14 protein-coding genes are annotated in these 14535 nt (G+C 58.9%); 8 read left to right on the top strand and 6 right to left on the bottom strand.

All coding sequences use genetic code 11. The features are described 5' to 3' along the window. Genes ACZCED_RS17160 through ACZCED_RS17150 form a run of 3 tightly spaced genes read right to left on the bottom strand, consistent with a single transcriptional unit; the run spans position 1 to position 4589 of the window. On the bottom strand, positions 1-2361 hold the full coding sequence (locus ACZCED_RS17160; protein WP_462968953.1) for a creatininase family protein: 2361 nt from the start codon (positions 2359-2361) through the stop codon (positions 1-3). Between the two features lie 60 nt (positions 2362-2421). Next, positions 2422-3495 (bottom strand): DUF1611 domain-containing protein, encoded by a 1074-nt coding sequence (locus tag ACZCED_RS17155; RefSeq protein ID WP_462968952.1) that lies wholly within the window; start codon positions 3493-3495, stop codon positions 2422-2424. Then, positions 3492-4589 carry a pyridoxal-phosphate dependent enzyme gene (locus tag ACZCED_RS17150; protein ID WP_462968951.1) on the bottom strand — a complete coding sequence of 366 codons (1098 nt, stop codon included), beginning with the start codon at positions 4587-4589 and terminating at the stop codon, positions 3492-3494. Before ACZCED_RS17150 ends, ACZCED_RS17155 begins: the two co-directional genes overlap by 4 nt. A gap of 459 nt (positions 4590-5048) precedes the next feature. Here ACZCED_RS17150 and ACZCED_RS17145 point away from each other — a divergent pair, with 459 nt between their 5' ends. The 7 genes from ACZCED_RS17145 (at position 5049) to groL (ending at position 10859) form a co-directional block, all read left to right on the top strand. Then, positions 5049-5339, top strand: a complete 291-nt coding sequence (locus tag ACZCED_RS17145) for a hypothetical protein (RefSeq protein ID WP_462968950.1) — start codon at positions 5049-5051, stop codon at positions 5337-5339. 63 nt (positions 5340-5402) lie between these two features. After that, the gene (locus ACZCED_RS17140) at positions 5403-5666 is read left to right on the top strand and encodes a hypothetical protein (RefSeq protein ID WP_462968949.1); all 264 of its coding nucleotides are present in this window, start codon (positions 5403-5405) and stop codon (positions 5664-5666) included. A 19-nt stretch (positions 5667-5685) separates the two neighbouring features. After that, positions 5686-6051, top strand: coding sequence for an RNA polymerase-binding protein DksA (dksA, locus tag ACZCED_RS17135; RefSeq protein ID WP_462968948.1), 366 nt, complete (start codon positions 5686-5688; stop codon positions 6049-6051). 379 nt (positions 6052-6430) lie between these two features. Further along, positions 6431-7840, top strand: a complete 1410-nt coding sequence (locus ACZCED_RS17130; RefSeq protein WP_464861281.1) for a sigma-54-dependent transcriptional regulator — start codon at positions 6431-6433, stop codon at positions 7838-7840. 335 nt (positions 7841-8175) lie between these two features. Continuing rightward, positions 8176-8508 (top strand): hypothetical protein, encoded by a 333-nt coding sequence (locus ACZCED_RS17125; protein ID WP_462968946.1) that lies wholly within the window; start codon positions 8176-8178, stop codon positions 8506-8508. Between the two features lie 422 nt (positions 8509-8930). After that, complete coding sequence (groES, locus tag ACZCED_RS17120; protein WP_462968945.1) at positions 8931-9218, top strand: co-chaperone GroES; 288 nt, start codon at positions 8931-8933, stop codon at positions 9216-9218. A gap of 18 nt (positions 9219-9236) precedes the next feature. Next, complete coding sequence (gene groL, locus ACZCED_RS17115; RefSeq protein ID WP_464861280.1) at positions 9237-10859, top strand: chaperonin GroEL; 1623 nt, start codon at positions 9237-9239, stop codon at positions 10857-10859. Positions 10860-11271: 412 nt separating this feature from the next. Here the strand turns inward: groL and ACZCED_RS17110 are convergent, their stop codons facing one another. The 3 genes from ACZCED_RS17110 to ACZCED_RS17100 form a co-directional block, all read right to left on the bottom strand. After that, on the bottom strand, positions 11272-12066 hold the full coding sequence (locus ACZCED_RS17110) for a molybdopterin-dependent oxidoreductase (protein ID WP_464861279.1): 795 nt from the start codon (positions 12064-12066) through the stop codon (positions 11272-11274). 119 nt (positions 12067-12185) lie between these two features. Further along, on the bottom strand, positions 12186-12356 hold the full coding sequence (locus ACZCED_RS17105) for a hypothetical protein (protein ID WP_464861278.1): 171 nt from the start codon (positions 12354-12356) through the stop codon (positions 12186-12188). A gap of 59 nt (positions 12357-12415) precedes the next feature. Beyond that, complete coding sequence (locus tag ACZCED_RS17100) at positions 12416-13381, bottom strand: DMT family transporter (RefSeq protein ID WP_462967794.1); 966 nt, start codon at positions 13379-13381, stop codon at positions 12416-12418. A gap of 184 nt (positions 13382-13565) precedes the next feature. On the opposite strand from ACZCED_RS17100, the gene ACZCED_RS17095 reads away from it, so the two are divergent. After that, the gene (locus tag ACZCED_RS17095) at positions 13566-14423 is read left to right on the top strand and encodes a methylated-DNA--[protein]-cysteine S-methyltransferase (protein ID WP_462967793.1); all 858 of its coding nucleotides are present in this window, start codon (positions 13566-13568) and stop codon (positions 14421-14423) included. Positions 14424-14535 lie beyond the last annotated feature (112 nt).

The following is a 14535-nucleotide window of genomic DNA, read 5'->3' as shown; positions in this document are numbered from 1 at the left end:
TCAATACTTGCGCTGGTATATTTCCTTTAGCGTCATGGTTTTCAGCTGATCCACGAAAATGACCAGGTGGGCGATGATGAGCTCCCACATCTTCTCCCCTTTTTCCACACTGGCTTTGGTGGGATCGCCCATGACGCCGCTGGAGGATATCTTGTGGGTGTGGGCGTACCAGGAGACACTCCGCTTGGAGGTGAAATCGAGATACCGGCTGGTGAAGGCCGGCACCTCCATCTGCAACCGGTCCATGCGCACCAGATGGGGCCGGATGGCCAGGCTGGTGCTGGTTTCGATCTCGCCGGCATGGACATCGTTGGGGGTTTCGATGAGGCTGTCCACATCCACGTCGCTGGTTTCCCCGGTGTCCACGCAGACGAAGATCCGCGCATCCTGATTGATGCGCTGGGCGGCAAAGTTCAACGACGGGGCATTGCCGCCGTGCCCGTTGATGATCACCAGCTTCCTGATGCCGTTTTTGGCCACGCTGATGCCGACGTCGTAGACCAGGTTGGCCAGGGTGTCGTTGTTGATGCTGATCGTGCCCTTGAAGGCTTCGTGGTGGTAGGAGACGCCGTAGGCGATCAGCGGCAGCACCAGCGGCTTGGGGTCGCGGCAGCCCTCGGCGACGCGCCTGGCCAGGTACTCGGCGTCAAAGGCGTCCGTGTCCAGGGGCAGGTGGGGTCCGTGCTGTTCGATGGCCCCCACCGGCAGCAGGGCGGTGTCCACGACGTCGAGGCGATGGGCGGCATCCGGCCAGCAGAGCTCACCCCAGAAATAGGTAGTCGGCCGCCTGTCGGCGTCGCCGGTCTCCTCGGCCTGCAATGCCCCGGATTCGGGCGCAAAAGGGGCCCGCAGATCCGGGTGGGCAAAGGGATCCACCGGCTGCCAGGCGGTCCCCTGACGCTGCACCGCCCCGTCGGCATGTTCCATGTAGATGCGGTACAGGTCCACCCGCAAGTCCTGAGGGATCCCGTCGATGGGCGACACGTCTGGGTCGAACCGCAGCATCATGATTTCGGGGTGGGGTTTGGCGGACCGGGCAACGCTGTCCGGCACGCGCAGATGGTCGAGCTGGGCCAGCATGAAAAACAGCTGGCCCGCTTCGGCCGATGCCTGGGTGTAGACCCCTTTTTCAAACAGGGCGTCCAGGCAGACGGCGATCTGATTGTCGCTGTAGCCGCAGCGGGACGGATCCTCCTCCAGCGCCGTGAGCATGCCCACGATGCGCCGGCATTTTTCGCACTTGCCGCAGGGTTTGATCCGGTCGCCCGCCTTGTGGGTGGCGTGACAGGAGGTCTGGTGCTCCTGAATGTGGGCGTACCGCTTGACCAGCATCTTTTCGATGAGGAGTTCGGACAGGGGGCGCAACATGGAGAACTGGCTGACCGCCCAGCCCTTGCGCATGAAATACCGCGACAGGGCGGTATCGAACCAGATGCTCTGGTCGTACAGGCCGTCATAATGGCGGATGCCCTGGGTGGTGACGCGCCGCGAGGTGTCGAACTCGTCCCCGATGATCAGGCGCCCGATGCCCCGTTTGCGCAGCAGCGGCAGGACACCGAAGAGAAATACCGCCACCGTCCACAGGCGGATGGGGTACTCGTCCGACCGCACGCCGGCGAAATCTTTCCTGATGAAGGGCATCCGGCGAAGCATCCAGGGGTACAGCCGGTCGGCATTGACCCAGACCCGCGCGGTGTTGGGGATGTTGTCCCTGAAGTGGCGGTAGGCGTTTAAGGCCGTGTACCAGTGCCGGCCCGATTCGTTGACGAAAATGGGGTGCACCTCCCGGCCCATTTCGTCCAGCAGGCCGAAACTGAGCAGGCTGTCCTTGCCGCCGCTGGAGAGAACGCAGTGGCGGCTCGAATCGGTTTTCCAGTGGGGCAGATGATCGGTTCGAACCGTGACGGGGAATGTCAGCTGCGCCCGCAGATAAGCCTTGGGCTTGACTGCCGGCAGTCGGGCCGCCTCTCCCACCAGAAAGGGGTTGGGCGCTAAAAACTTCTTGACGAAAATTTCCCGGGCGGTGTTTTCCGCCATCTCTCTGAGAAACTGGCGGTCGGTTTTGTCGAACAGGCCGTTGAAGACGATGGCGCGGCAGAACAGACCGTAATTGAGGGCCACCTGGGCGGCGATCATGTCGGCCAGGTTCCGCGATTCGGGTCTGCCGGGATCGAACACATCCTCTTCGTACGTATAGATCAGTTCGGTCTGCTCGGCCTGGTCGCCGTAAAACAGCCGGTACGGCGCCACAAGGCGCCTTCGCTCAAGCTTCACCGGCCCCACCTCCAACCGGTCGAACACCGCCAGGATGCTCAGGGGATCGTCATTGCTGTCTACCATGGGGGGGGATGACTCCGGCATCGGCGCCGCCTTTCTTGCCCACTGTCCTTTTTCAGGATGCCTTCCAATCGCGTTCGTGCGTCATCGTTTCTTCAAATGGGGAACCAGCACAGCCACCAGGCCGTCCCCTTGATCCCGGAGCACATCGAATGCCGGCAACCCCACCACCTTCTCGATGGCGTCGCAAACGAAGGGGATCTGGTCGACGGAAAGGTTCTCGTGATTGACGGTAACGGCGACCACGGGCTTTTCCGACAGGGTCTCGATAGCCTGGATCTGCCGCGACAGGGGCTGGATCGGATAGCCGGGGAAGCCGTCGTATTCTTTTCTGGCCGGGGCGTGCTGCAGGACCACCAGGTCCGGCCGGCCGGCCGCTAGGATTTCGAAGCCGCCCGGGTAGGCCGGATTCATCAGGCTGCCCTGCCCCTCGATGACGATCACGTCGGGGTGCTGCTCGTTCCAGGCCTGCCACACGGCGTGTTCAATCTCTCCGGACACGAAATCGTTCACCAGCGAATCCATGATGATGCTGTACCGGGCACCCTGCATCCAGGCGGTCTGGCCGGTGCCGATCATCTGGGTCCGATAGCCCAGTCGTTCGAAAGCCTGCACCATCAGCCAGGCGGTGGTCCGCTTGCCCACGGCCGAGTCGGTTCCCAGCACGGCGATCTTCAGCGCGGCCACGTCCTCGATCTTGCCGGAGAAGAAGTGCAGCCGGTCCCTGGGCGGCGGTTTGCGGATATCCCGGATAGCCACGCCGCGCATGTCCGCCTGCCGGGTTATTTCCTCATCCTCGGACAGAAAATCATGCAATCCGCAGTCCACATTGAGATTCATCTCGATGGCCCCGATCACATCATGGAGGGCGCTTTTTCCCAGCCGCCCGCCGTCGGGGGCGATGCCGATCACCAGGTGGGTGGCCGGGATTCCTGCATCTTCGGCGGTCTGAACGGCCGCTTCGATGGAGTCAACCACCGGGATGCCGACGGCTTTGCCGTCGAGCACCTCCCCGGCATCCCGGCCCGCATGCCGGGAATCCACCACGGCAGCGATCTTATACCGGAGGCAGAAGCGAACCAGTCCGTGGGCCGTCTTACCGTTCAGGGTATTGAACGCACCTTCACAATAGACAATGGCATTGCCGTCGACTTTCATGATTTTCTCCCCGTCAGGACGACCACATAGCGGTCGTTGGGCAAAGGGTTGATTTTGTGGTTTTCGATCAGGGCGATCAGTCCGGCCGTGGAGGCGGGGAGCACGTCCAGCCCCTCCCGCTCGCGGATCAGGCGGGAATACAACCGCATGTTCTTGTCCGAGGCATCACCGGCCCATCCGTTGGTTTCCCGAATGGCCTTGAGCGCCAGGTTGCCGTCAATGGCGTGCCAGTTGATCAGCGGTTCGTTCACCCGGGTCTCCCGTATCTTTTCGGGGACCAGGTCTTCGCAGGTGGGTTTGTTCTTCAAGGCGGCGTGGACGATGGGGTTTTTACGGAAGGAGGAGCCGGCCACCATCCTTGGCATGCGCGATGTCTTGCCCCGCCGGTTCAGGCTGGCGAATCCCTTGCACACCCCGGCAAAGGTCGTCCCGTTGGACACGGGCAGGGCGACCGCCGCCGGCGCATCGCCCAACTCGTCGTAAATTTCATAGGAGATGCCGCCGTAGGCGACCAACTGCATGGTGGTGTTGCTGCCGCCCGGGTTGGCATCGTACCATTCCTCTTTGTCCGCCTGCTCGCTGGAGGCTTTGACGGCCCCTTCATAATCGCCCGGCACACGGACGATCTCTGCCCCCAGCGACTCGATCTCCCCTATGCGCCGGGTGTGGTAATTGCCCGGGATATAGATGACACAGCGGATGCCGGCCAGGGAGGCCGCCAGTGCCTGCGCCACACCGAAATTTCCGCAGGTGGCCACCGTGATGGTGTCGAACCGGCGCCGCATGGCATCCATGGCCTGGAAAAAGGCGACGCGGTCCTTCTGGGTCCCGGTGGGATTGCCGCCTTCGAACTTCAGGAAAATCTGGCGCAAACCGGTTTCCCGTTCGATGTTGCGGGCACGGATAAAGGCCGTATCGCCCACTTCGGAATCGATGATGTCCTCGTAAGCTTCAAGACGCTCAGCCAATGGGCGGGAGTGATCGGCGGTGATTTCCCGCTGACGGTTCACCTCCTGGTGGATCTGCTGAAACGCACCGGAAGCACCGTCCATCAACCCGAACGGCTGGTTGAGATTGCTGTTTCCATTCGTCATGTTCGATGTCCCCGTTTTGGAAAGGCCCGGTTTCCGACGGCCGGAAAGCGACGGCGGCCGCATGGCGTGTCGGGCTTTTTTGGTTTTGCGGATCATGTCTGCACCGGCCACGCCCGCATACCCTCGCCTTCATGGACGGCCAGGATCTGTCCGGGTGGAACAAATGGTTCCGGTTTTTTAAAAACCAGAACCCACCTATCACTGCTAATTATAATCAAGATAACAATATGTTGGCAAAATGCGTACTGTATTTTAGAATTCCGGCGCGGCTGGCGGACGGGTACTGATCGGATCTAACAGTTCTGATTTTATACTAGAATTTGCGATTATTCAAACAATATCTGATAGATATGATAATGGCCCAATCATTGCTCAACCGGAATCACCGGGCTGTCGACGGCGCCCGGCGGATATATTCAGAGACACGTTGTCCTTTCCAGCCAACAAAGGAGAAAAGCAATGAAGCGAGGTAAAATGAAGTTCATGACGGTGCTGGTCGCATTGGTGTTGATGGCGTCGGTCCCGATGACCGCCATGGCATCGGAGCCGGTGACCATCCAGGGCGAGATCAACGACAGCTACCAGATTGTTGACAGCAATGGCCAGGTTTACGAGATCGCCGAGACCGAGAAAGGCAACGATCTCGTCGAAAACCACATCGGTGAGAAGGCGAAGGTGGTGGGCACACTGCAGCAGGATCAGGATGTGAAAATCATTACGATCACCGCGTTCGAGATTCTCGCCGAATAAGAGAACTGAGGACCCGGCCACGGATACGGCCGGGTCCTTAAGTTAGAAGAAGCAGGAGCGATCATGAGCAAAAAAGTTACCGCATCCATGCAGACGCTTGTCGGTATCGTCACCCCTTACGCGTGGGATGAGAGCGACCGGGTTTCCGCTGTATCTCTTTCAGCCACGGATGATGAAGAATACATCATCGAGAACAGCGGACGATTTCTCGATCTGCTTCAAAAACCGATCCGGGCCCAAGGGATGGTTACCAGCGGCAAGAAGATGCATCGGGCGATCAATATTAAAAAATTTCAACTCTTGGAAAGCGCTTCGATCAGCGAGTAGCCAATTACAGGGAGTCTCCATGGAAAAAAAGGATCTCGACTATTTTCGTCAGCTGCTGGAAACGGAATTGAATCTTCTCTTCGAAAAGGCCGGGGAGACCGTTTGGGAGTTGATGGAGGCCACCTCCGACAGCGAATCGGACCCGTTGGACCGTGCGACCCAGGAGCTTTCCCAGAACAATGTGTTCCGGATTCGCAGCCGGGAGAGCCGGCTGATCAAAAAAATCAGGGAAAGCCTTCAAGCCATCGAGGACGGCACCTACGGTATCTGTGAAGACTGTGAAGAACCGATTGCCATCGAGCGGCTGATTGCCAGACCGGTCACCAGTTACTGCGTTCAATGCAAAAGCCGCCGGGAGGCGTTTGAAAAGGCGATCGGGTACTAACCGCAATTTCAGTCATTGAAATCCCTCGTTGGCCGCAGCGTTGTCGATAGGATTGACGATTGTCGCCGTTGCCTTGGGCCCGGCATTTCCCCGACCTGCCATCCGCAGCCATTCTCAGGCGCCAAGCCACCATGGCCCTGACCAACCGACCGGCGCCACCCCAACCATTCATCAGACCGGCAGCGGCCGGGCCACCACTCGAACCGGCTTGTCCATCCGCCCGAAAAGGGAATCATGGTATCCAGATTGGGCTTGTGTTTAACCGTTTTTTATGGGAAATCCGAAAATATGGCATTGCAGTAGAGCGCCATCGATGATGATCCCGTCAACACTAACCCTGACCAGGCACTTGACCTGGTGACGCCCCTGGCGCAGCCTCATGGATACCATCCTCATTGCATCGCAGGACCCGCACACGAACACTGCCATCCGCAGAATAGTATCTCCCGACGACCACATCCATGTCGCGGATTCATCGGATCAAATCCTGGAGACGATCAAAGCCGTCACCTGCGATTGCCTTTTCATCGAACTCTCCCTGATGGAAGCCCTGCATGACACCCTGGACGGTTCGACGGATTCGAAGACCACGATCCAGCACCTGAAGGATATACGGCCGCTGATGGCCATTATCGTGATTGCCGGCAACGACGATGTCCGCGATGCCGTGAGGTACATGAAAAACGGGGCCAGCAACTACATCACGACACCCATCGATGCGGATGAAGTGCGCCTGGTTATCGATGAAATGTCAAGTGAGCGGCGCCGGCAGTCCGAACTGGCCTACCTGCGGGACCGGATATGGAAGGATGATTCTCTCGATATTGTCCACACGCACAGTCCCCGGATGAAAAAGGTGTATGACAATGTCATGTCCGTAGGCCCGACGAAGACCACCGTGCTTTTGCTGGGCGAGACCGGAACGGGAAAAAGCTTCACCGCCAAGCTCATCCACCGTCACAGCAACCGAAAGAATGGTCCGTTTATCAGCGTTCACTGCGGTGCCATACCGGAGACGCTGATCGAGAGCGAACTGTTCGGCCATGAAAAGGGATCCTTTACCGGCGCTCACCGACGAAAGCTGGGCAAGTTCGAAGTGGCCTCAGGCGGCACGATTTTTCTGGATGAGATCGGTACCATTTCCAAGTCGGCACAGGTCAAGCTGTTGACCGTCCTGCAGGAAAGTATCTATCAGCGCGTTGGCGGCGAACAGACGCTGGCAGCCAATGTACGCGTGATCGCGGCATCCAATGCCGACCTGAAACAGATGTGCGACGAAGATCTGTTCAGGAAAGACCTCTATTACCGCCTCAACGTGTTTCCCATAACCATTCCGCTATTGAGTGAACGCAAGGAAGACATCCCGGTGTTTGTGCATGCATTTCTAAACAAATTCAATCAGTTCAATAGCAAGCACATCCAGGGGGTTCACCCTTCGGTGATGCAGGCTCTGCTGCGATATGACTGGCCTGGCAACATCCGTGAGCTCGAGAACCTGCTGGAGCGTGCCTACATCCTCGAAACGACCGCCGAACTGACGCCGGAAAGTTTTCCCTCCGAACTGTTCGATCATGCCGAACCGCTGACCGAAATTGCCATCGACACCAGCGACACCCTGGCAGCGGTCAGGCAGAAGGGGCTTGCAGAGATCGAGCGGCGATACCTCAAAGAGATCCTCGCCCGAAACATGGGAAAGATCAATGCGTCGGCATCGGAGGCCGGCATAGGCACCCGTCAATTGAACAAACTGATGCACAAGTACAAACTGGACAAGGGTGTCTTCAAATAGTTTCCTTCGCCCCACCTGTGGAGAACTATGATGTCCGATCGGACATCAAAACCGGAACTCCCTGTTCCCGTACCGGCAACTCATTCATATCAATCCTAATTTAACCATCCTTCGGCGCCTTTTGACGGGAAATTTCCGTTGGTCGATGGGCCGCCATCAGAATTGCCCCGGTTCAGCAAGAACCGGACCCAACCGTATTTCATTACAATTCAAATAGATATGATTTGGCATGCTAATTGATAGGGTCATCTGTGCCACGCACCCTTTCCATTTTTGGCGTAGGGGGGCCGAGGCGTCATCATCTCAGTCCGAAAAGCAAGAAAGGAAACCAATCGATGAACTGGAAATTCTGGAAGAAGGAATCACCCGACTCAACCACTGGCGTAAATGGGCCCAAACTTGCCAAACCAAAGGAGCTTCCAGAACCGGTCGGTCGAAAAATGGTCACGGCCATGAAGTTGGATCCGGATCTGGTGTGGTCGCTCAAATATGTGAGCCGGCCAATGGGTGATCGACGCAGCGCCAGTGAATTCAGGATCTACAATCCCGAAACGGCGTTACAAAGAGGGATCGCGGTCAAGAACTGGACATCCCTGGACGACCTGCCGGACCTGATTCTCTATACGGGTTCTTACGATAAGAGTACCAACAGCATCGACATTCATTAGCCGGTAACGATCCGCTAGACTCGATAACCAGTTGAAGGACGCCCCTCGCCCGCCATTCGTGGGCATTACGGGAAGCGCGGAAAAATGCCCGCCCTGTATTCAGGCGGGCATTTTGTCAAGGCCACCAGGCATGATTCCGGCACCCTTTCGACCCGCCATCCGACTCCATGGTACCGACCGAACGCAATATCTGTCAACTATCTGTTATCATATTTAATAAAATTATTCTGACAACGCTTGACAACGCCCTTTTTCGCTTTAAATTTGCGATATCTTTCACAGGCGGCGCCCAGATTGTATCCACTACCAATTGACCGGTGAGTGTTGGCTCAATCACCGTTGGCAGGGTTGCCGGAGTGATGGACCGACGCTCCCGCCAGTTAGAATGAAAATGAGAAAAAGTCAGCAACAAGGAGAAAAAAATGAAGGTCAAACCACTGAATGACAGAGTGCTCGTAGTTCGCGTCGAAGAAGAGAAGAAAACCGCCGGCGGCATCATCATTCCGGACACCGCCAAAGAAAAACCCATGGAGGGCAAGGTGGTCGCCGCCGGTCCCGGCAAACTGGATGAAAAAGGCAAGCGGATGCCCATGGAGTTGAAAAAGGGCGACCGGGTACTCTTCTCCAAATACGCGGGGACCGAAATCAAGATCGATGGTGTCGAGCACCTGTTCATGCGAGAAGACGACATACTGGGTGTAATTGAATAATTCGGGGAGGAAAAACAGATGGCTGCAAAAAAAATTATCTATGGTTCGAGCGCCCGCGCATCGATGCTCAAAGGCGTCAACACGCTGGCCAATGCGGTCAAGGTGACGCTTGGCCCCAAGGGAAACAACGTGGTGCTGAATAAATCCTTCGGCTCGCCTCTGGTCACCAAAGACGGTGTGACCGTAGCCAAGGAGATCGAGCTGACGGACAAGTTCGAAAACATGGGCGCGCAGATGGTCAAGGAAGTGGCCAGCAAGACCAGCGATGCGGCCGGCGACGGGACCACCACCGCGACGGTGCTGGCCCAGGCCATCTATGCCGAAGGTCAGAAACTGGTGGCCGCCGGCGTCGACCCCATGTCCATCAAGCGCGGCATTGACCTGGGCGCGGTCGCGGTGATCGATGCCCTGAAAAAACTGTCCAAGCCCACCAAAGACCGCAAGGAGATCGAACAGGTGGGCGCCATTTCCGCCAATAACGACGAAACCGTGGGCAAGCTGATCTCCGAAGCCATGGAGAAGGTCGGCAAAGAGGGCGTCATTACCGTTGAAGAGGCCAAGGGCATGGAGACCTCCCTGGACATCGTCGAAGGCATGCAATTCGACCGGGGGTATATCTCCCCCTATTTCGTCACCAATGCCGAGAAGATGGTTGTCGAACTGGAGGAGCCCTTCATCCTGCTCAATGAGAAGAAAATATCCAACATGAAGGACATGATTCCCCTGCTGGAGTCGGTGGCCCGTTCGGGCAAACCCCTGCTGATCATCGCCGAGGATGTGGACGGTGAAGCCCTGGCGGCGCTGATCGTCAACAAACTGCGCGGCACCCTGAAGGTGGCCGGCGTCAAGGCACCCGGTTTCGGTGATCGCCGCAAGGCCATGCTCGAGGATATCGCCATCCTGACCGGCGGCCAGGTGATCTCGGAAGACCTGGGCATCAAGCTGGAAAACATCACCGTCAACGACCTGGGCAAATGCCGCACCGTGAAAATCGACAAGGACAACACCACGATCGTCGACGGCACCGGCGCCAAGTCTGCCATCGAGGGCCGGGTGCGCCAGATCCGAGCCCAGATCGAAGAGACCACCTCCGACTACGACCGCGAGAAGCTCCAGGAGCGGCTTGCCAAACTGATCGGCGGCGTGGCCGTCGTTAGCATCGGTGCGGCCACGGAAACCGAGATGAAGGAGAAAAAGGCCCGCCTGGAAGACGCGCTGAACGCCACCCGCGCGGCCGTTGAGGAGGGGGTTGTCCCCGGCGGCGGCGTGGCCCTGATCCGCTGCATGGCCGCCCTCGAGAAGGTCCAGGCCAAGGGCGAAGAGAAAAACGGCATTGCCATTTTAAAGCGCGCCCTTCAGGAACCCCTGCGCCAGCTTGTCTGCAACGCCGGCCTGGAAGGCTCCGTGGTAATCAACAAGGTCCTGGAAGGAAAGGACGACTACGGCTTCAACGCCGCCACCGAACAGTACGAGAACCTGCTGGCATCCGGCGTCCTCGACCCGACCAAGGTGGTGCGCTTCGCCCTGCAGAACGCGGTGTCCGTGGCCGGCCTCATGCTGACCACCGAAGCCATGATCGCCGAGAAGCCCGAAAAGAAAAAAGCGCCGGCGATGCCGCCCATGGGCGATGACATGTATTGACATGCATCTCACGCTTGAGATGGCTTCTGGCTATTAACGCCGCAAAGGATAGTAAAACGATACCTGCCCGATCGTCCAACGATCGGGCAGGTATCGTTTGTTGACATCCTTAAGTAGTCCCGTCATGTATTCGCTTCTGGTGCGCTTTCCTGCAACGGCCGGCCGCCCGGTGCCAGACCGGCAAGAATGGCTCTGGCGACCCATCAGCAGGGTTGGTTCCCCTCCTTTTCGCCTTGGTTTCGATCTTACTGCCTCAAGGCCGACGTTTGCTGGATAAGGATACGGCTGCCCGGTCAATGGGGGCCGCCGCCAATGTCTTGAGAAACGCCGGGAACCAGGGCATTCAAGGGTATGCCGTTCAAACCGGTCAACGGGCGCGGTGCCCACAAGGATCCCGGTAAAACCCTGTCGGTCACCTTCGCGTGGACGGTGACCAACGCCAGTTCATTGAAAACCGCCACCACGTCTTTATTCTTCGATAGACCGACCGGCGGCATCGTCCGGGTGGACCCAGACGACCTGGGGGATGGGGCCGAAAACGTCCGTGAACTGGCTGTGCGTATAGTTGGCCACCGAGCTGTTCAGCAGAACCAGCCAGGATGCTGCACGCGCCAGCGGTTGCTGGACCGGCAGCGGCGTCGACCCGCCATGCGAGGCCGTGGCGGCAAACTCGATTTTGCCCGAGGGCGTTTGATACCGGTCGGTCGGCCAGTTGCCGCATCACCCGGATTTCATGCCAGCTGTCGTCCAGCGGGGCAATGGCCCGTTCAGACAGGCGGCTGTGGGGATGGTGGTCGGAAACAGCGACGTCCCGCTTCTCCAAAAAGGTGGGAGCAGGCAGAACCACGTCGGCGCGGGCGGCGGTTTCCGAACAGTGGGTGTCATGAACGACCACGAACACATCCTCACGATCAAGGCCGCACCGAACGGCAGACTGGTCGGGCAGGGTCATGGCCGGATTCGACCCGAAAACATAAACGAGCTTGAATTCACCGGCCGCCAGCCGACGGCCGATGCCGGCCTGGCCAACCACTTTGCTCCGATGAGCAGACAGCCGCCGGCCGGTGATCGTCGGCCAGTCAATCTCATGCCCTCGTGAATTGCTGTACTGAAATCCCCGGTGAATCCCCAGCAATACCGGCAGCAAAGCCACGGCCCTGGCTGCCTCCGCCCCCTGCATGGACTTCTGGAGGCCGAGTCCGATCATGAACGCCGCTGACCCTCTCGACCCGATCCGGTGTCCAGTCCAGGGCAACGTCCCAGGTGACAGGCGCAAAGGATGCCGGCCTGCCGGCTTTAGATTTCACATGAGGACCACACACCCGATTATCGCTGTAGACCCGCTGCGGGTCTCCGTTGCCCCTCGGACAGAGACCCCCGGGTTACCGGGTTTTCGGTGCTTCCCCGAACGACGAGGATTTTCCCCCGCTCGACAGCGACGTCCATGAAACAGGTGTCCGGGCAGTCGCGATGGCATACGGTTTTGATGGTTTTCAATGGGATTGCCTTTCTAAATAGGGGGCGTCCGGGTGCAGGGATCCGCCAACCCGGCGTCCCTATCGTCCGTTCCGGCGCCGGAACGCTTTGATCAACCGGCCGTCAATGGCGATCAATCCCATGAAGATCAGCGCCATTCCGCCGAAGGCATTCCATCCGGGCCGTTCTCCCAGCACCATGACCCCTAAAAAGATGGCGCTGGCCGGAATCAGGAAGGTGACCAGCAGGATGTTGGTGGCTCCGGCAACGGCCAGGACCCGAAAATAGATGATGTAGGCCAGTGAGGTGCTCACCGCGGAAAGTCCGAGCAGCGCCGCCCAGGTGGCGGCGCCGGGCGCCAGGTGCCAGGGTTGTTCGACGATCAGCGCCATGGGCAGCATCATGACCGTCGATCCGCACAGCATGCCGGCGGAAACGACCACCGGATCCATGGCCTTGAAGCGGCGGCCGTAAATGGCTGCGCATGCATAAGATACGGAAGCGCCGACGACAGCCAGCTGGCCCAGCACCTGGATGCCGAATCCGCCCAGGGACTCGATGCCGATCAGCACGGCCACGCCGACCCAGCCGACCAGCACCCCGGTCATCCGGTTGGTCGTAAGCCGCTCCTCGCGCGTCATCAGGTGGGCGAGGAGCACACTGAAAATCGGTGTGGTGGCGTTCAGAATCGAGGCCAGGCTGCTGCTGATATGGGTCTGCCCCCAGACGATCAGGCTGAAGGGAATCAGGTTGTTCAGCGCCCCCAGAACGAAAAACGCCCCCCACACGCCGGCGGACACGGGCATCCGCTTTCCGGTCAACCCTACGACGGCCAATAGAATCATCGATGCGAAAGCCACGCGGCACAGCACAATGGTCAGCGGCGTCATCTCTCTTACGGCAACGCCCACAAAGAAGAAGGAGCCTCCCCAGATAACCGACAGAATCAGGATCAGCCCCCATTCCCTAAGACCCATGACGGCGTTCACATCCGTGGAATCCGCCTGCTGCACCGGGGCATCGCCTGAATTGACGGTGGTACTCATAGATTTCATTTTTAGTGGGGCTTATTATGATTCCGGGTTGAATGGTTGAATAGCTTTTTGTGCCTTTATACCCGTTTCATCATCGCTTGGCGACCCGAATATTGCTGGGATGGAGAGCAAGATTCGGGTGGCTATCCACCGTTGGCTCCGGTAGGATGGCCCCACCACGCGGATGGAGGTTAAAATGGACCCGATCGACTATTCACAGCAATCCGAAGACTACCGGCGCGTCGAAAAGGCCATCCGCTTCATCGAGGCCAACTTCAGGTCCCGGCCGACCCTGGATCAAATCGCCGCGCATGTAAATCTCAGCCGATTTCATTTTGACAGGCTGTTCAAACGCTGGGCGGGAATCAGCCCGATCCGGTTCCTCGGCTACCTGACCCTGGACTACACCAAACGGAAGTTGGCCGAATCGAAAAGCCTTCTCGATACCGCGCTGGCCGCCGGCCTGTCCGGGCCGGCCCGCCTGCACGATCTGTTCGTCACCTTCGACGCGATGACGCCGGGGGAATTCAAACGGATGGGCGCAGGATTGAAAATCCGCTACGGGTTCAGCCCGTCTCCGTTCGGCGACTGCCTGATTGCCCGAACGGACAGGGGAATCTGCCATCTGGGATTCGTGGACGGCAGCAACCGGGCCGATGCCCTGGCGCAGCTTGACGCGGCCTGGCCGGGTGCGGTGAGGGTTGAAAGCCGCAGCGACACCGACCTGATCGCCGGCCGCCTATTCAATCCGGAACCGGTGGATGGCGCGCGTTCGTTCCACCTGCAGCTCAAAGGGACCAACTTTCAGGTCAACGTCTGGCGGGCGCTGCTGAGGGTGCCGGCAGGCAGTTTTGTCACCTACCAGGACATGGCGGGCTATATCGGACGGCCCAGGGCCTTCAGGGCAGTGGCCAACGCCATCGCCATCAACCCGGTCGCCTACCTGATCCCCTGCCACCGCGTCATCGCCAAATCAGGCGCGATTCATCGATACCGCTGGGGAGCGGCGAGAAAGAAAGCCATGGTGGGGTGGGAAGCTGCCGGGGCAGGATAGAACCGTCGGGAAAAGGCCGGCACTCACTCGCACTGTGACGCGCAGGCCACGCACAACGCCGCACCCGGCACGGCCATCAGCCTGGCGAAGGCGAAGCGATGTGGCCGACGGT

It is taken from the genome of Desulfosarcina sp. (assembly GCF_055467485.1).
This window is presented reverse-complemented; position numbering and strand designations above follow the sequence as displayed.

Excerpts from the sequence above, each read along its gene's own strand:
- ACZCED_RS17160 (WP_462968953.1), bottom strand. The coding sequence starts at position 2,361 with ATGCCGGAGTCATCCCCCCCCATGGTAGACAGCAATGACGATCCCCTG.
- ACZCED_RS17155 (WP_462968952.1), bottom strand. The coding sequence starts at position 3,495 with ATGAAAGTCGACGGCAATGCCATTGTCTATTGTGAAGGTGCGTTCAAT.
- ACZCED_RS17150 (WP_462968951.1), bottom strand. The coding sequence starts at position 4,589 with ATGACGAATGGAAACAGCAATCTCAACCAGCCGTTCGGGTTGATGGAC.
- ACZCED_RS17145 (WP_462968950.1), top strand. The coding sequence starts at position 5,049 with ATGAAGCGAGGTAAAATGAAGTTCATGACGGTGCTGGTCGCATTGGTG.
- ACZCED_RS17140 (WP_462968949.1), top strand. The coding sequence starts at position 5,403 with ATGAGCAAAAAAGTTACCGCATCCATGCAGACGCTTGTCGGTATCGTC.
- dksA (WP_462968948.1), top strand. The coding sequence starts at position 5,686 with ATGGAAAAAAAGGATCTCGACTATTTTCGTCAGCTGCTGGAAACGGAA.
- ACZCED_RS17130 (WP_464861281.1), top strand. The coding sequence starts at position 6,431 with ATGGATACCATCCTCATTGCATCGCAGGACCCGCACACGAACACTGCC.
- ACZCED_RS17125 (WP_462968946.1), top strand. The coding sequence starts at position 8,176 with ATGAACTGGAAATTCTGGAAGAAGGAATCACCCGACTCAACCACTGGC.
- groES (WP_462968945.1), top strand. The coding sequence starts at position 8,931 with ATGAAGGTCAAACCACTGAATGACAGAGTGCTCGTAGTTCGCGTCGAA.
- groL (WP_464861280.1), top strand. The coding sequence starts at position 9,237 with ATGGCTGCAAAAAAAATTATCTATGGTTCGAGCGCCCGCGCATCGATG.
- ACZCED_RS17110 (WP_464861279.1), bottom strand. The coding sequence starts at position 12,066 with ATGATCGGACTCGGCCTCCAGAAGTCCATGCAGGGGGCGGAGGCAGCC.
- ACZCED_RS17100 (WP_462967794.1), bottom strand. The coding sequence starts at position 13,381 with ATGAGTACCACCGTCAATTCAGGCGATGCCCCGGTGCAGCAGGCGGAT.
- ACZCED_RS17095 (WP_462967793.1), top strand. The coding sequence starts at position 13,566 with ATGGACCCGATCGACTATTCACAGCAATCCGAAGACTACCGGCGCGTC.